The sequence below is a fragment of the Sphingobium sp. AP50 genome, assembly GCF_900109095.1.
Lineage (GTDB): Bacteria > Pseudomonadota > Alphaproteobacteria > Sphingomonadales > Sphingomonadaceae > Sphingobium.
Map to the genome: position 1 here is coordinate 122769 of NZ_FNYZ01000012.1, position 18082 is coordinate 140850.

Consider the following 18082-nt stretch of genomic DNA (forward strand, 5'->3'; position numbering starts at 1 on the left):
CGTCTCTTTCCCCCAAACAGTCTGTTACAGCGCGCAGGTCTTGCGGTTGGAAGCGGGCAAAATCTCCCATTGCCAGGCGCTCACCGCTTCGCCCCTTGGCAGGTATGTCAAATCGCTTTCCTGCCCGTCCCGCCGGATGCGCAGCGTCAGCATCATGGTTTGATCACCTTGGAGCTGATCTTGGGGCACTGGCCGAACGATCTCGTCGCCATCGCGCAGGCCCGCCTGCGCCGCCGCCGATCCCGCTCGCAACCCACGCACGACGCGACGCGGTTCGGCCAAAACCGCCGTGTCGAAGCCCAGGTCGTAACGGCGCAGCGACTTGGAAATGCGCCGGAAACAGGGGCCAAAGGCATCGCTCGCCGGCAAGGGGGGCCGTCCATTCAGAAAGGCGTGAAAATCCTCGACAGCGCCGTGGCCCAACTCCGCTCCGAGCAGCATCTCCCAATCAGCATTGCCCAGTTTTTTGGATTTTCCCGCCACCAGCATAGCCAGCACCAGATCGTCCAGCGACCGCTCACCGCCGGATTTTTTGCGGACGCGGTCATCTAGATCGGCGAAATAGAGCATACCCCGGTCGTAGGGCAGAGTGCGGATACGCGTATCGGCCCAGAAGCGGCCTGGAACTTCGCTGTTGGGCACTTCACCAAGCGAACTGGTGTAATAGCGCCCGGCGTGAAAGTTCAAATCCTCCACAAATTGTTCCGGCCCGATCAGGCCGTAGCGCAGCGGCAGTCGACGCTGGTAGAATGTCGCCAATCCTTCCCCAAACCAGGAGGATTCAAGCCCGGCCGGCTGCTCGATAAAGGGCGAGAAAGTGTGGAACATCTCGTGCGCCAGTGTCATCTGGACCTGCGCAACATCGCTCCCCTGCCCGCCCGGCTGCCCAAAAGTTGTGACGAAACTGTGGTACAGGCCGACACCTCCGCCCGCATTGACCGGATTATAACGCAGAAACACGCCATAAGGCGGCGGTTTCTGCTGGCTGAAAAATCGCGCATACTGGCCGTAGAGTTTGCTGGTCCAGCCCATCACCGCCTGCGCATCGAAAGGTGGCTGGCCATGCCAGGCGGAGAAGAAGCCGCTTTTTGGCGCCGAATAGGGCCAGGCGGAAACCTTGCCGGCCATGTAGAAAGCCATACGCAACTGCGGGGCCTTTAGCGGTTCGGGCGCGGCGACATTGCCCGTACCATAGGAGCTGATGCCTCTCGCCCCCCGTGGAAGGTCGGAAAGATCCCACCGCACCTGCGTCCGCCAGGAGGTATCGCCAGGGGGCAGCATCAAAAAGATATTGCCCGCCGCCGATGTTCCCCCGCCGTCGTTGCTAAAAGCGAAGGGCGGCGCCGGCCCACGCGGCGGCAGCGAGGCCTGGGCTGGGACTGAGTAGCGCACGGTCAGCCCTCCTGATACCGGCCGGTCTGCGAACCACTGCCGCGTAGGGCCACCGATTTCCGCGTCTCGCGCGGCCTGAACCGGCAATTCGACATCGCGCGGCAAAAGCCTAAGCACACCGCGCGCGTCCCGCGCCTCCAGTCCTGATAGCACTGTTGCCACGCTGTCGACGTTACTCGACACCAGCGGCATCTGGAGCAGCGGCCCGATATTGTCCGCCTCCAGCCCCTCAAAGCTCAGTGTCACCGTGACCGACTGAACATCAACTTTCCCCGGCGCACTGCGCGGCGCCAGCGCAATCACTAGCGTCGCAGGGGGCGGTGTCGCGCTCGCTGCTGCCATAGACAATGCTAGGCCGGAGAAGATGAGCATTATATTTTCCCTTAATTCAATATTATGCCTGATCTTTCGCCAATTCCAAAAGGCAGCGTAGCGCCGCCAAATCCTGCACCACATGACCCAGCGACTTGTAGATGGTGACATCCCCACCATGCTCCCGCCCGGTCCGGATGCCTGCCAGCACCTGTCCTATCTCACCCCTGATATGCTGCTTATCGTCGATAAGGCCCGCCTTCGCAGCCTCCAGAAACTCTGCAGCGGCTACTCGAGCATAGGGCTCGCAATCGACATAATAGCGTGCCCGTGCCACCAGCGGCGGATCAGCCTCATAGGGACCGGCGTGGCTTGACCCGACCAGATTGATATGGGTCCCTGGCTTCACCCAGGCGTCCATCAGGATCGGCGTCGGTGATCCGGTGACAGTGGCGAGGATGTCCGCCTCCCCCACGGCCTGCTCGGCATCGGCTATCGCCACCACAGGCACAGCCAGGCGGGCGTCCAGTTCGGCAGCCACCTGCTGCGCCGTGGTAAAATCGCGACCCCAGATGGCGATCCGGTCGAGCGTCCGCAGTTCTGCAAGAACGCGGGCGTGCGATTGCGCCTGCGCGCCCGTGCCCATCACGGTCAGCCGAGCCGCATCCGGGCGAGCCAGTGCGTTAGTAGCGATGGCACTGGCCACCGCGGTGCGGATCAGCGTCACTTCATGCGCGTCGGCCATGCCGATCAACTCGCCACTCTCGCTGTCAAAGCCCAGCACCATGCCGCGATGGCGGGTGCGCTGTGAACCGGGTGATTGCGGGTAGGCGGTTATGACCTTCGCTCCGACCAACCCAAACAGCGGCAAAGAGCCGGGCATCAACGCGAACAGGCGTCCCGGCGCGACCGGGATGATGTTACGGAGGGGTTGATCACGCGCGTCGGTGGACAGGGCGATCATCGCCCGCGCCACCCAATGCGCGCATCTTGTCGGGGTCAGCTGCTGGGCAACATCTTGTTCATTGAAAATATGGGCCATGGTCTATCCTGCGATTGCTTCACGCTGACGAAGGGGAAGGTCGCGATAAGCGTTCAGTCCCTCAGTCAGGGCGTCCAGCGAGGAACGTAACTTTTCGACCGGCTTGGCGTGGCTCAACCGGACATGACCAGGCGTACCGAAATATTCGCCCGGCGCGACGATCACGCCGTTGCGCTGCGCCAGCCATAGCGAAAAAGCCTCTGTATCCTGCACGCCAACAAGCTTGGGAAAGGACACGCAGCCAAAGCGCGGATCAGGTCCTTCAACAAGCCCCGCCTCGCGCCACTGGTCGTAATAGCTCTTCACCACCGGCAACGCCGAAGCAATGACGCCCCGGCTATAGGCCACGAACGGCGCATCATTCTCCAACACCATCGCCGCGACAGCGTGCGAGAGGTTGGACACGGCATAGTCGAACTGGTTGCTGACCGCGCGAATGCGATCCATGATTTTGGGCTCTGCCACGATCCACCCACAGCGCAGGCTCGATAGCGAATAGAGTTTGGTCATCGAACTAATGGAGATAAACCGGTCCGATAGGGTGCAGCCCGCAACCGCTTTATCATCCGGGCCGTATCCCAGATATACCTCGTCCACCAAAGCGTGGATATTAGCCGTTTCCAACAACTGCGCCAACGACGCCATATCAGCTGCGTCGATCAGTGTGCCAGTCGGATTATGTAGGTTCGACAGGATCAGGAGCCGGGTGCGTGGCGTGATGCGCGCAGCAATATCATCCAGATCGATCCGGTAGTCGGGGGCGATCCGATCAAAGTATCGCACTCCCACACCTACCGTCCCGGCATGAAGCGCAAAAAGATCGAAACCGGGATTTTCCACCAGCACTTCGTCGCCCGCCTGCGTCAAGGCACGCAGAATCATGCCAATAGCGTTAGACGCCCCGGTAGTTGTTAAAATCTGTTCGCTGGAACAAGCATATCGCTGCTTGAGCTGAGCAATGACATAAGGATTGCCGCCGCTAAACGCACTGGTGTACCGATCTGTCAGCGATCCGCAGAAACCCGCGGCCACTATGTCGTGCACCAGTTTTACCGGCTCAGCGGGATGGCTGTCGAACATGGGGATAAGCAGGCCATCCGGCCGCGACCGCGCTTGCGCTAACGTCGCGCGCACCCACTCGCCATAATTGCTGAACTTCGCCAAAATAGTCTCCTGGTCGGTCCGATCCAGAACCGCATCTCCACTATTAGTTCATCCTCAGAGCAAATTTTTTGCCCGTGTTGCTCGCAGGATATCCTCCTGTGCATAAATTATGCGGATTTCGGCAGAGCCAGTTTGTGAGCGGTTCAATGCGGTGGGATATGCATGGCCCAGCCTCGGGCTGCAGACCCGAACGAAGCTTAACCAAAAAAGCTGCATCAACGGACCGATCAAAACGCCACCTGACGCGTCTGGCGAACAAATAATGGCTGCTAATTCAGCGCTATCTTCCGACAACTTGGATACGATCACTGCTTCTCAGCTGTGGTTGGGCGCGATCAGAGTCCAGCGTTCCCTAGACCGGCGATTTCGGCAAAGCATGTGCTCGGCTGTTGAAGAGAGTGACGATGGAGACCAAAGGAATGTGCCAGCTTTAACTGCTCCCGCTCGACAATGGCAACCTCTCTGGCGTGCTGTCGCTCTCGGGAGACGACGCGGAAGTTTCTTCGCCTCTCTGTGGAGAGAAGAGCGCCGACGCACTTTACAAGGAACTCTTTGCAAATACGAGCAAGTCTGAGACGCGCCTGCTCTACGTATTCGAGACGTGCGAAACTGGCTCAGATGTACACCTTCATTCCAAATGTGACTAGACGTTGAGCGACGGCAAACTGGTCACGTCTGAGTGCGTCGATTTCATTGATCTTACAAAGAATTGACAGTGCTTTCAGCACCTTAAGATCATCTACGACACCGGTGATTTCAAAGCCGACTTTCATGCAAGCAGGGCGTTCAACGGCGTAACGCCTTGGCAGAACTGCCGAAGAACAACCTCATCCAGCGTGTCGCATGTGGGGCGCATTCGCCCGCCTCTGGATAAAACCATGCTCTTGATAATGCGTGTTATCCCGAGCAAGGCGTTAGTCCCACATTAGACTTGGCTTCTTCGACGCCGCAAAGGCCGGAACGCCCCCGCTGCCGATAAGGCGCTAGAGCGGATCGCCAACCTTAAAAAGATCGAGGCTCATATCCGAAGTTCCAATCCCGAACACATGTTGACGATCCGCCAGGCTGAATTAGTTCGTCCACACCGACTGAACCGATCGGTTTGTTTGCGTACGTGACCTTAGCTTTACCCCGATTAGACCTTGGAATTTCCCTCCAATTCTAACAGAGGGCATTATCAGCTCAATCAACCACAGATTCACCGCGCTCAGGCGGCGACCGTAAGCATTTCCTCAACCTCGGCCTGCTCATGGGATGACAGCACCCAGCTTGCGGCGCGGGCGTTCGACACCACCTGTCTGGGCGAACTAACCCCCGCGATGACCGATGGAATGAAAGGGTGCGCCAGCAACCAGGCGAAAGCCAGCTCAAGCAGGCTATGCCCCCGCTCCTCGGCATAACGATTAAGTGCGACGACCGTTGCCAGATTGGCCGGCGAAAGAATTTCAGCCTGACTATCGACACTCTTATCACCGATCCGCGTGCCAGCAGGCAGCGGCGCGTCCGTCAGATACTTGCCAGTCAGCAGGCCATGATATAGCGGCCGAAACGGCAACAGACTGATCTCGAACTGCTTACAAGCGGTCAATACATCTGCGACCGGCTGGCGATGGAGCATGTTATATTCGGCTTGCGTCGATACGAAGCGCGGCAGACCATGTCTGCAAGCAATCTCGTTCATTTCGGCCAGTTGCGGCCCAGAAAGGTTCGAATTGCCAATCTCGCGAATCTTCCCTTCCGCGATCAGATCCTGAAGCTCGCCCAGCGTTTCCTCAACAGGGGTTGCAGGATCAGGGACATGCAACTGCATTAGGTCGATCCGGTCAGTCTGAAGCCGCCGCAACGAGGCTTCAGTGGCAGCACGGACATAGGATGCTCTTGCACCTTGCCGTTCATCATCGAGTACACGTCCAAATTTGGTGGCAATCACCACCTTGTCGCGACGCCCTTTAAGCGCCGCACCCAGCATCGTTTCACTGCTGGTTTTGGGTCGGCCATAGCTATCCGCCGTGTCGAAAAAAGTGATGCCTTCGTCCAAGGCTGCATGGACAATCTGTGTGGTCGCTGCGGCGTCAAGTTCACGACCGAAATTGTTACAGCCGATGCCAACGACCGTCACGTCCAGCGAACCGATGGATCGCGTGCGCATAGCGATATCCTCTCTGCGATGATTTTGCCTCTCCTCTCATGCCAAGCATGATGAAGCAAGAATATTGATAACATTTTTGTTCACATTTTTTCCTGAAAGGTTTGAGTATAATCAAATCTGAATGTCAGCTTCGGGATATATTGTTTTCGCGCGCCGAAAATCGGTGACAGATTATGGCGAACGGCCATTTGGACCAGACCCGGCGCCTGGAACAAGCGGACGGGATGGATAAACATGATAAATGGCGCGGCGACGAAGGCGGGCATCGGCCCGCCTTGCCGTCCCCACCGCGCGAAAACAGGTGAGGCGATGACAGGCTGGACTACGGACAGGCGCGATTTTGTACAGATGATGGTCGCAGGCGCGGCTACGCTTGCGGGACCGACGCTTAGCGCTTCCCCAATGCCCCTGCGCAACCGCAGGATGATCGTACGCGCAGACGATGTCGGCCAATCAAAAATCTGCAATCTTGGTACGTTTGAAGCGATCGAGCATGGCGTTGTCACCGCTGCCGACGTGATGCTCGATTCACCGGGCACCGAAGATGCGCTGGAGCGCCTCCGCGCCTATCCCTGGCTGTCGGTCGGCTGGCATATGCACATGTGGGGGGCGCCGGTGCTAGGCGCCAAGGAGGTGCCATCCCTGGTGGAAAAGGGCGGCGACTTCGACGGACGCTTCCGGCTTGACCTTCAGAAGGCTACTGATGTCGTCCATGAGGAAGCGGTGCGCGAGTTACGAGCGCAACTGCTGCGCTGCGCGAAGATACTGGGCCGGGTGCCCGATACTGGGGGCAAGGAGAATGTCTCGACCGTATGGGGACGTGCGGTCAAGCAGGTGGTGCAGGAATTTAGCATCGCTCATAATTTCACAGGCAGCGAACGTTTTGATCCCGGCTATTATGACAAGATCGGGCAAGCGCAGGCGCGTGGGGAGGAATGGGCCAAATATTATTCGGCCACGCCCCCCGCCCCGCTGACACCCGATCCGCAATGGGCCGACCGCAAGATCGTCGCGGCGGGCAGCGCACAGGCTTTTGGCGACTTGCTGACCGATTCGATCGGATCGGTGGAATCTAATTATGATCCGGTGCGCTTCTATACGGAGGATCGCGGCGGCATACTGCGCTACCCACCCGATGTTGTCACCTGGCAGGCTTGGCACCCGGGCTACATTGATTATTATGCCTATCGGCTGGGCGAACGTGCGAACCGTCCCCGCGCGCAGCAATTCGTGATCAGTCGGGTGCAGGATGTCGAGGCGCTCACAAGCCAGCGCCTGCGGGATTGGATCAAGACGAACCGGATCGAATTGATCAACTTTCGCGATGCGCTCTATGGGCGCGACGAATATCAAAATCACCTCAAGGCGATCGGCAGCGATCTGGCGATGATTTGAAACATGATCAGCGCAAAGATCGCCAACCCGTTGGGCATGAAGGAAAAGCGATGAAAGGCTTTTCGGTCATCATGATGGCAGCCATGACTATTGGCGCAACCGCACAAGCCTCCACGACTTTACCAGAAGCCATCCGTGTCGAAACCGGCATGATCAAAGGTGCAGTTGCGCGCGATCCTGCCGTGATGGCCTATCGTGGCCTGCCTTACGCCGCGCCTCCGGTCGGTGCGTTGCGTTGGCGCGCGCCCAGGCGCGCGTTGCCGTGGAAAGGCGTGCGCCCTGCCGGATTGCCCGGTACGACCTGCCCGCAACCCACATCGGAGGTCGTGGCGGGACTGCGGATAGGCGAAGATTGCCTTAACCTCGATGTCTGGACTGCCGCGCGGGGCGCGCGGGAACGCCGACCAGTCATGGTCTGGTTTCACGGGGGCGAACGCGGCTTCGGTTCAGGATCGCAGGCGCTCTTCGACGGCGCGGCGCTCGCCAGGAAAGGCGTTGTGCTGGTGACGGTGAATTATCGCGGCGGTCCGCTCGGCCTGCTGGCGACGCCCGACCTGTCGGCGGAAAACCCAGACCATGTGTCCGGAAATTATGCCTTGCTGGATAATATCGCGGCACTTCAATGGGTACAACGCAATATCGGGCAGTTCGGCGGCGATCCGCACAACGTTACCATCTTCGGCCAGTCCTTTGGCGCGGGAACCAGCCATTTCCTGTCGCTGTCGCCGCTGGCCAGAGGATTGTTCAAGCGCATGATCAATCAAAGTCACGCGCTCTATGCGCGCGACCCGAGCATGTTTCAGGCGGCAATGCGCTATCTGCCGCTGAAGGATGCCGAAGCCGATGGGCAGAAATATGTCGCTGCGACCGGTGCACACACACTTGCCGAGTTGCGCGCCATGCCTTGGCAGGCGCTGATCGCCGCCTATCAGAAGAGCAAGACCGATCTGCTCTGGTCCTACGCGCTGGACGGCAATGTCCTGCCGCGCGGATATGCGGAAACCTATGCGGCAGCCGCGCAGTCCGATGTCGATGAACTTGCCGGCGAGAATGCAGATGAAAGCGGCGCGGCGGCCGAAACCGCGTATGATCTGGTGACGGCGGGCAAAGCGCAGCGGCCCAACAACAATATCGCCCTGCTCGGCCGCACAGGATATCTGGATTATGTACGACGGAAGTTCGGTCCAATGACTGACGACTATCTGGCGCTCTATCCGGCCTCCGACGATCGGCAGGCCTTCACCTCGGCCAATGCGGCAATCCGCGAGAATGCACGGGTGTCGCAATGGATGTGGGCGGGCAGTTTCACCCACAGGCGCACCAAACCAGTCTATCTCTATTATTTCGACCATGCACCGCCGGGGCCGAAGCAGTCCGTGACGGGCGCTTATCACGGCGCGGAACTGGGCTATGTGTTCGCCAACGCCGACCCTGCCTGGGATGCACAGGACCGGCGAGTTGCCGACCTTCTTTCATCCTATTGGACCAACTTCGCGAAGACCGGCGATCCCAACGGTCCGGGCTTGCCATACTGGCCAGCCTATGATCCGCGAAAGCAGCAGACGATGGAGCTGGGCCAGCATTTCGCACCCATCCCCCTGGCCGATCCGCACAAGATCACTTTCTGGCAGCATTTCTATGCGACCCAGCCTGCCCGCTAGTTCCCTCTTACTCGCCGCAGCGGCGCTGCTTGTCGGAGCAGGGGCGCCCGAAGAGACCCCGCGCAACATCGTGGATGTTCGGGCCGTACTGGCCGGCGCGCCCATCACGACGCTGCATGCCGGCGATATGACGGTAACGATCGCGCTGCCGGATGCCGTGCACGGTTTCTATCGCGGCACGCGGTTCGATTGGGCGGGGATGATCGTCGAAGCGCGGCGACAGGGGCATCGCTTCTACGGCCCCTGGTTCGATGGCATCGCGCCCAATATTCGTGACTTCATCGACGATGGCCACCGGCTGATCGCCGGTCCACAGACCGCCGCGACAGGCCCTGCCGAAGAATTTATTGACCCGATACCCGGCTATAACGAAGCGCCGGTCGGTGGAACCTTTCTGAAGATCGGCGTCGGTCGTCTGCGCAAGACTGACGCTTTGCGCTATAGCCGCTTTCGCAGCTATGCCATCGTCGACAATGGTAGTTGGCGGGTGCGGCGTACAGCACAAACGGTGACGTTCCGGCAAATGATCGCGCCCGACGCAAGCGGCTACGGCTATATTTATGAGAAGATGGTGCGTGTGCGATCAGGTGGCCGGCTCGAGATCGGGCATCGGCTAGTGAACATCGGCAACAGGCCTATATCTACCCAGGTCTACAACCATAATTTCACGCGGTTCGACGATCGCGACATCGGGCCGGGCGTAAGCATAGATTTACCTTATCCCCTTCCGGAATCTACGGCGACGCCGCATCTTGCATCGGTAAAAGGTTCCACATTAAGCTACCTGGCACCGCTTGCGGCCGGTGATCATGTCACTTTGTCTCCAAATAGCGTCACTGCCGATCCAGGCACCAGCGGTTTCACCATCGCCGGCCCCGGTGGCATGAAGCTTCGTGCTGCATCTGACACGCCCATCATTCGCGCCCAAATCTGGTCGATCCGCCGCGTAGTTGCAGTGGAGCCGTTCATCGCGATCCAACTGCCTGCTGGCGTCGAAAAGCGTTGGGTCTGGCGCTACAATCTCTCCGCGAATGGACAACATCGATCGAAAAATCATAGCGAAAATTGATCGTCACGATCAACAAATATTGTTTTTAATAATATTAATTGAGAGTCATACCGTTAAAGATCCTGAACGAAATGGACAATAAGTTCCCTATATCGTTCTTCGATCAATATCAGATTGAAATAATAATCATTCGATAATTTCTGCCGTAAACAGAACAATAAAATGACGATTATAATATCGTGATTTGTTTAGAATTAGGAGGGGTTATAATGGACGATACCAATCGTCAGAGCGATCTCGTTATCAATACGGACCGCCCCAAAGCAGAAACATCATTTCGTTTAGCCAGTTTCCTCCGTAGGTCGGCCCTGGTTAGCGCCAGCAGTGCAGCCCTGGGTCTTTCGACCCTAGCGTTTGCCCAGAACGCTCCTTCCACCAGCGCTGAGGATACTGCCGCTCCCCCGGCCTCCACAATGACCGGAACGGTCAGTACCGACGCAACGTCGACTGGCGACATTATCGTCACCGGAACACGCTTGACCAGTGGCGGCTTTACCGCGCCAACCCCGGTGCAGGTACTCGACAGCAAGGCGTTGCAGGCTGTAGCAAGCCCCAACGTGTTTGATGCTGTCAAGCAACTACCTGCGCTGTCCGGCAGCCGGGGCAGCACCGTCGGCAATAGCAGCACCAGTTCAGGCGACAATGGCCTGTCGACGCTTGCGACGCGCGGCCTCGCTTCCATCCGGACGTTGACCTTGGTCAATGGCCAGCGCGTGACCCCAGCAAATATCAATGGCGTCGTAGATGTTAGCTTAATTCCCCAGCTGCTGATCGATCGCGTCGATGTAGTGACGGGCGGTGCATCAGCCTCCTATGGCTCGGATGCTGTCGGTGGCGTCGTGAATTTCATTTTGAAGGACAAGTTCACGGGCTTTGAGGCGAACGCCCAGGGCGGCATCACCAACTATAACGACGATCAGAATATCCTGGTGCAGGCCGCCTATGGCGCCAGCCTGATGGATGATCGCCTGCACCTGGTGGTGAGCGGCGAATATTATGATAATGAGGGGGTGCCGGCGCGCGATCCGGGCGTCAACGGCGGCCCCAATGGGCGCAAGGGTTATCCGCTGGCGCAGGTCGTGACACGCACCATCGCTGCCACGCCCGCTGGCCAGCCGGAATATTTCTTCTACAAGAATGCACAGGTGAACAATTATTCGAGTGGCGGCCTGATTACTGCAGGTCCCCTTGCTGGAACCGCCTTCGGGCCAGGAGGTACGCCTTACGCTTTCCAGCTTGGTACAGGCTGCATCGGTGCCTATTGTGACGGCGGCGACAATAGCGCCAACCTGCTGAACACCGCCAATTATGACTCGGCGCTTCGTCGCTTCACTGGCTATGGCCGGGTCGCCTTCGACCTTTCTCCCGATGTCGAGATTTTCACCTCGCTTGCCTATGCTGACGTGAAAGCATCGACCCAGACCGTTGCGGGCGCCGCGCAGCAGGGTAATCTCACCATACAGTGTGACAACGCCTTCCTGCCAGCTTCGATCAAGACAGCATGCGGCACTGCCGGCATCACCAATTTCAAATATGGCGTCGCCAACACCATCTTTCCTGACAATCTGACTGTCGACACCGGCCGCAAGCAACTGCGCATCACCGCCGGGCTGAACGCCAAGGATGTGTCTCTGTTTGGCAAGCCCTGGACCATCGCCGCCGGCTTCGAACATGGTGAAACCAAGATCGCCATCGACCTTAACAATGTTTTCCTGACCCCGCGCTATCTGGCAGCGATCGATGCAGTGCAATTGGGCAACGGCCAGATCGTGTGCCGCAACACCACCGCACGCGCAGCCGGCTGCGTCCCGCTCAACATCATCGGCATTAACCCAGTCAATCAGGCGGCGCTGGACTATGTGATGCCGGATGCCGGGCCGCGTTCGCGCAGCTCGATCAAGCAGGATGTGTTCAACTTCTCGATGAGCGGATCGCCTTTCTCCAACTGGGCTGGCGACGTTTCGCTGGCCTTTGGCGGGGAATATCGCAGACAGTCTTACAGCACGACCGCCGACTGGTATGGTGCTGGTCTTAGCGACGCTGCACCGATAAGCAAGATGTATCCGGCTGACCCCGTCCTGCTGACGACCGGTAACAATTGGTTCAATGGCAATTTCAACGGCGGCAAGGGCTCGTACAGTGTCTGGGAAGTATTCGGTGAACTGGGCTTGCCGATCTTCGACAGCGATACTGTGGGTAAGCTCGATTTCAACGCAGCAGGGCGTTACACCCATTATTCGACCGCCGGCGGCGCTTTCACCTGGAAGCTGGGCGGCGTGTGGGATACGCCTCTGGACGGACTGCGCCTGCGCGGTAATGTGTCGCGCGACATTCGCGCGCCCAATCTCAGCGAATTGTCGCCACCGCCGATCGCGCTCAGTTCCACAGTCACCAACCGACTCACTGGTGCGAGTGTCGGCGTCAACGCCTCGATCATCGGCAATCCAGACCTGAAGCCGGAGAAGTCGCTCAACTTCGAAATCGGCGGGGTGTATCGGCCCCATTGGTTGCCTGGCCTGAACCTGTCGGTGGACTATTATAATATCGACATCGAGGGTGCGATCCAAACGCTGACGGCGGTGCAGACGGTGGACCTGTGCCAGATCAGCGGCAATGCGGACGCCTGTTCGCAGATCAAGTTGACCGGTACGCTCGGTACGCCTGATGCGCCCTATGTCATCCGCAAGCCGATGAATCTTGCCTCCATCAAAACGGACGGCATAGACTTTTCGGCAAGCTATCGGATCGCCTTGGGCGGTGACACGTCGCTGGAACTGGCGGCGGACGCGACGCGCATACTGCACTTCGATCAGGATCTTGGCATTCCCAATGTTGCGGTGATCCATGCGGCCGGAGGCAACTCCAACCTTGGCAGCGGCTTTACCAATGGTGACATTGGCGTTGCGCCGAAATGGAAGGGCCTGCTGCGGCAGACCATCAACAGCGGCAAGCTCAGCCTCTCTCTCATTGAACGCTTCGTGAGCGCCGGCAAGATCAACCCCAGCTGGATCGAATGCGATCCTGGCTCCTGCCCCGTGCCTACGATCCAGAACCCGACCATCGACGACAACCACATCCCTGGCGCGGTCTATTTCGATATCGGTGGCAAATATGAGATCAACGACGCGATCAATGCCTATTTCAAGGTGGACAATGTCTTTGACAAGGATCCGCCGGCTTATGGCCATCCGTCGCTCTACGACTATCTGGGCCGGGTCTATCGCGTCGGCGTACGCGTGAAGTTTGGCCATTAAGGCGATGTCTGTCGTCCGCTGGATGATGGCATTGGGCATGGCGGCGGCGGCTTCGACCGCCGCCGCACAAGCGCTGTGGGACAGCGGCAATGTGCCGCAGCCCCATCTCGCCAAGGCCCGCGCGCTGGCGGCGCAATCGAAGGGCTGGCGCAATCCGGGGCTGGGCGTCTGCTATTGGGACGACGCCCAGCCCGCCGCCAACATGGCGCGCGAGGAGCCGGCGCGGAAGCTGTTCGACAATCTCTATTTCATCGGCAGCGGGCAGGACAGCGTGTGGGCAATCGATACGCCCGATGGCATCATCCTGCTCGATGCGATGAGCAATTCCAAAGATGTCGATACCTATGTCCTCCCGGGGCTGAAGGCAGTTGGGCTAGATCCCGCCCGACTGAAGATGCTGATCATTTCGCACGGCCACGCCGATCATTTCGGCGGCGCACAATATCTGAAGGATCGCTTCGGCGTTCGTATCATCATGTCGGCCATCGACTGGGATTTTTCGCAAACCCAAAAACTGCGGCCCAATCAGTCCCCGCCGCCCGCCCGCGACTTGACGGTATCAGACGGAGAGACAATCCGCTTCGGCGGCGTAGCGCTCAAGACCTTCATCTCGCCGGGGCACACTCCCGGATCACTGTCGATGCTGATCCCTGTCACCGACCAGGGCAAGCCGCGCACGCTGCTTTATGTCAGTGGAGTCAGCAACAAGAACCTGTCGCCGGAATTGCATGCGGCTTTCGACCAGTCCTATGCGCGGCTGATCGATATCGCCGCACGAACCAAGGTGGACGGCTATATCGCGCCGCACGCCAGTTTCGACGACGCAATCTACAAAATGGAATGGATGCGCGCCAATCCGATTGCACCAAACCCTTTCCTGAATGGCACGGCTGAAACGCTGCTGTTCCTGAAGGAAGTGCGCGAATGCAATCTCAATTCGGCCGATCTGCATCGGGCGATGCCGGGGCGGCGGACGCCGAGAGTGGGCGATTGAGCGGCGTTCACTCTTAAGAAATGCCGATAGTGACCATCGGATAATATTGCTTTTTTTTGGCCAGACCGAATGGCAAACGGACCTTAGATCAATGATTAAATTATTCAAATAACTATATATTTTTTCAACCAACAATATCGGCTTCATCCTTGATCCCATCTTTTTCCTATCGATGCCGGATCGGAAGATCGCCATTTTATGCTTAGGCGGAGTAGCCAATGTCATCGCAATTAAACAATAGAGACAGGAACAGCGCGCGCCGGATCGCTATTTTCAACAGTGTGGGCGATGTCGTGACGCGGTGGGATCTGGACGTGGAGGCTGCTACGCTGGAACAACGCGCGTCGCTCACCATGCCGTCAGTCGTACAATATGCCTGGGCGCATCCTTCGGGCCGCTATCTCTATGTAGCGACCACAGATTCTGAACGCGGCAGCATGACGATCACGGGCAGCAACCACCAGCTGGTTGCGCTAAAGGTTGATGAAGAAAGAGGTCTGGCCCTCCATGGCGAGGCGCAACCGCTGCGCCAGCGCCCTGTCCATAACAGCGTCGATCATACTGGTCGCTATGCTCTCACCTGTTATACCGCGCCTTCGCATGTGACGGTACATCCAATCCTCAAAGACGGCACACTGGGCGCGGAAATCGCGCAGCAGAATGATCTGGGCCTTGGCCATTTCTGCCACCAGATATTGCCGACACCGTCGAATGACAGCGTAGTGATGGCCTTTCGCGGCCACAATCCCTCTCCAGCCAAGCCGGACGGTGATCCGGGGGTGCTCAAGGTTCTGGATTTCGCCGACGGACAACTGACCTCACGGCAGAATGTGACAGCCTTCGGGCGGGAGGGCTATGGTTACGGCCCCCGCCATATCGCTTATCATCCGAACCAACGCTGGGTCTATGTCGTGGTGGAGTTGCAGAACCAGTTGCATATGCATTTGCTGGAGGATGACCGCCTATCCCCCGATCCACTTTTCATGACCTCGTTGACGCAGGAACCGGTGGTGCCGGGCATCGTGCAGGTGGGCGGCGCGGTGCATGTCCATCCACGCGGTCATGTCGTCTATGCCAGCAACCGGATCAGCGCCAAGACGCATCCTATCGGCGCCTTCCCATACGAAGTGGGCGACAATTCGATCGCCGTCTATGCAATCGATCAGAAGACAGGCGAACCACGCGCGATCCAGTTCGCCGATCCACACGGCTTTCATGTACGCTGTTTCACCATCGATCCCAGCGGCACGCTGCTGATCGCAGCCACGCTGACGGCAATGTCGGTCGGCGAAGGTGACGCGCAGGAGGTGACGCCGGCGGGCTTATGCCTGTTCCGGATCGAGGAGGATGGCCGACTGACCTTCCTGCGCCGCTATAATGTCGATCTGCCGCCCGGCGTGCAGCAGATGTGGGTGCGCGCGGTCGAACTCGCCGACGAACACTGAACCATATTCTGACGCTTGAAGGACGGCATAACCCGATGAGTGAATTTTCGCCCCATATCTCGCCGCTGCACAAGCGCTATCGTCAGGATCTCGCGATGCCCGAAAGCTGGAACGAGACGCTTGACATTATTCTGTCGCACCGGTCCGTGCGCGGCTATTTGCCCGATGCGCTGGCCCCCGACGTTCTGCCGGCGATCATCGCAGCCGCCTCTTCGGCCGCGACATCATCCAACCTGCAAAGCTGGAGCGTGATCGCGGTGGAGGATCCCGCGCGCAAGGCCCGGCTCTCAGCGATCGCCCATAATCAGAAACATGTCATTGATGCGCCGATATTCCTGGTCTGGTTGGTCGATCTAAACCGGTCGCACAAGATCGCCGAACTGCATGGCGAGGCGTCGGAAGGCCTGTCCTATCTGGAAACCTTTCTGGTGGGCGTGGTCGATGCTACTTTGGCGGCACAAAATGCGATGATCGCGGCTGAATCCTTTGGTCTTGGCAGCATCTTCATCGGCGGCATGCGCAACGATCCTCTGGCGGTCGCCGCCGAACTTGACCTGCCCCCGAACGTGTTTGCGCTGTTCGGGCAATGCATAGGCAAGCCAGACCCCGCGCGCCCGTCCGATGTAAAGCCGCGCCTGCCCAAAGAAGCAGTTTTATTCCGTGAACAATATGGCTTCGACGAAAAGGCCATGGCAGCGGTACAAGCCTATGATGCGCGCGCCCGAGAGTTTCAGCGCGAACAAGGCATGCGCGAACAGGACTGGACTCGCCAGATCAGCAAGCGCGTCAACAGCGAGGCTTCATTGGACGGCCGTCATGTCATGCGACAAGTGTTGATGCAGTTGGGGTTCGGACTGAAATAGACAGCTGGGGCTACAGGGTTCGGGGCTTCCCAACCAGAATAAAAGCATAGATAAAACTTATCGTGACAATCAAAAATTATTGCTTTCCATAATTTTGCGCGAACGGCATAATTTTGGAATGCTGCATGTCACAAGTAGCTAGCAGGCTAGTCAATGCCCGCTCAACAACCAAAAAATACCGACAAACGGAGAGAGCGCTATGAGTGGGAACGTGGACGTGACTACAACCGCATGGAGCCACTTGTGAGCACCGGCGGAACCTTCGTCTATGTCTCGCAGCACGCAAGTCGGCAGATCTCTGTCTTGCAGATGGAACCGGAAACTGGCGCGCTGACACATATTCAAGATGTGCCGACCGGTCGAGTTCAGCCGATGGCCGTCAGTCCTGACCAACGCTTCCTCTATGCCTCCTTGAGGGAGGAGCCCTTTTCCATAGCCAATTTCGCGATTGACCGGGCAACAGGCAGGCTCTCCCATCTTGGCGATACGCCCGGCTATGAGAGCATGGTCAATATTGCGCTTGATCGGACCGGACGCTATCTATTTGGTGCGAACAATCCATCCAAGGTTCTGCGCACCGGGATCATCAGCGTCGCGCCCGTCGGGCCACAAGGCTTTGTCCAGGCGAGCTATGATATCGTCCGCACGCCACCCAAGCTGCATTCGGTCCAGCCCGATCCGACTAACCGTTTCATCCTCGGAGCGAGTTGCGATGGAAATGCGATCGTACGTTACGCGTTCGATCCGATCACGGGGACCCTCGATCTCGACCCGTTGTCACCAATTCTGGTGGAGCCTGGTCGAGGGCCGCGCCACATGCGCTTTCACCCAAACAACAGATATCTGTATGTCGTAAACGAGTATGACGCATCGGTCTGCGCATTTCGCTACAATCCTCATTCGGGTATGCTCGCTGAAATCCAGGTGATCGACGCCAAACCCGAGGGCTATGAGCCGGGTGATCGCCGCGGAAAAGGCATATCGGCTGCGGGCGCCGACCTCCACTTAACGCCTGATGGCAGGTGGCTCTATGTCTCGGTGCGCGGATCGCTCACTATGGCGGTGTTTGCGGTTGACCATAGCTGTGGGTTGCTGAAGGCGGCAGGTCACTTCCCAATGCCCGCAGAGCCGCGCGGCTTCGGGATCGATCCATCCGGACGGTTCCTGTTCGCTGCCGGTGATGTTTCAAGCAACCTTATCGCACATCGCATCAATCCGGTGACCGGCGCTCTCACACAGATTGCAGAATATGCTCTGGGAGATGGGCCCAACTGGGTCGAATGTGTGCGACTGCCCTGACCGCGGAAGGGAAGCACGCAATGCTCACCCGTTTGATCGACGA

Annotated in this window: 13 protein-coding genes; 8 read left to right on the forward strand and 5 right to left on the reverse strand. The window is 58.4% G+C overall.

Translation table 11 applies throughout. From position 1 onward, the window contains the following. Nucleotides 1-24: 24 nt before the first annotated feature. The 5 genes from BMY84_RS18410 to BMY84_RS29835 form a co-directional block, all read right to left on the reverse strand. Nucleotides 25-1734, reverse strand: coding sequence for a peptidase M61 (locus BMY84_RS18410; RefSeq protein ID WP_218146982.1), 1710 nt, complete (start codon nucleotides 1732-1734; stop codon nucleotides 25-27). A 52-nt stretch (nucleotides 1735-1786) separates the two neighbouring features. Further along, nucleotides 1787-2746, reverse strand: coding sequence for an ornithine cyclodeaminase family protein (locus BMY84_RS18415; protein WP_093085580.1), 960 nt, complete (start codon nucleotides 2744-2746; stop codon nucleotides 1787-1789). Between the two features lie 3 nt (nucleotides 2747-2749). Further along, complete coding sequence (locus BMY84_RS18420) at nucleotides 2750-3910, reverse strand: pyridoxal phosphate-dependent aminotransferase (protein ID WP_093085582.1); 1161 nt, start codon at nucleotides 3908-3910, stop codon at nucleotides 2750-2752. Nucleotides 3911-5117: 1207 nt separating this feature from the next. Next, on the reverse strand, nucleotides 5118-6059 hold the full coding sequence (locus tag BMY84_RS18425; protein ID WP_093085583.1) for an aldo/keto reductase: 942 nt from the start codon (nucleotides 6057-6059) through the stop codon (nucleotides 5118-5120). Nucleotides 6060-6139: 80 nt separating this feature from the next. Continuing rightward, entirely contained in the window at nucleotides 6140-6325 is a 186-nt protein-coding gene (locus tag BMY84_RS29835) for a hypothetical protein (protein WP_177204072.1), read from the reverse strand. A gap of 157 nt (nucleotides 6326-6482) precedes the next feature. On the opposite strand from BMY84_RS29835, the gene BMY84_RS18430 reads away from it, so the two are divergent. The 8 genes from BMY84_RS18430 (at nucleotide 6483) to BMY84_RS18465 (ending at nucleotide 18039) form a co-directional block, all read left to right on the forward strand. Then, entirely contained in the window at nucleotides 6483-7454 is a 972-nt protein-coding gene (locus BMY84_RS18430) for a ChbG/HpnK family deacetylase (protein ID WP_177204073.1), read from the forward strand. Between the two features lie 50 nt (nucleotides 7455-7504). Further along, nucleotides 7505-9115, forward strand: coding sequence for a carboxylesterase/lipase family protein (locus tag BMY84_RS18435; protein WP_093085586.1), 1611 nt, complete (start codon nucleotides 7505-7507; stop codon nucleotides 9113-9115). Between the two features lie 127 nt (nucleotides 9116-9242). Then, nucleotides 9243-10184, forward strand: coding sequence for a hypothetical protein (locus BMY84_RS18440; protein WP_143075085.1), 942 nt, complete (start codon nucleotides 9243-9245; stop codon nucleotides 10182-10184). A 413-nt stretch (nucleotides 10185-10597) separates the two neighbouring features. Beyond that, nucleotides 10598-13438 carry a TonB-dependent receptor plug domain-containing protein gene (locus BMY84_RS18445; protein WP_177204075.1) on the forward strand — a complete coding sequence of 947 codons (2841 nt, stop codon included), beginning with the start codon at nucleotides 10598-10600 and terminating at the stop codon, nucleotides 13436-13438. Nucleotides 13439-13442: 4 nt separating this feature from the next. Next, nucleotides 13443-14432 (forward strand): MBL fold metallo-hydrolase, encoded by a 990-nt coding sequence (locus BMY84_RS18450; protein WP_093085591.1) that lies wholly within the window; start codon nucleotides 13443-13445, stop codon nucleotides 14430-14432. A gap of 218 nt (nucleotides 14433-14650) precedes the next feature. Next, nucleotides 14651-15877, forward strand: a complete 1227-nt coding sequence (locus tag BMY84_RS18455; RefSeq protein WP_093085592.1) for a lactonase family protein — start codon at nucleotides 14651-14653, stop codon at nucleotides 15875-15877. A gap of 35 nt (nucleotides 15878-15912) precedes the next feature. Beyond that, a complete protein-coding gene (locus tag BMY84_RS18460) occupies nucleotides 15913-16740 on the forward strand; it encodes an NADPH-dependent oxidoreductase (protein ID WP_218146983.1) in 828 nt (275 codons plus the stop codon). Between the two features lie 243 nt (nucleotides 16741-16983). After that, nucleotides 16984-18039, forward strand: a complete 1056-nt coding sequence (locus BMY84_RS18465) for a lactonase family protein (RefSeq protein ID WP_218146984.1) — start codon at nucleotides 16984-16986, stop codon at nucleotides 18037-18039. The last annotated feature ends 43 nt before the right edge of the window (nucleotides 18040-18082 follow it).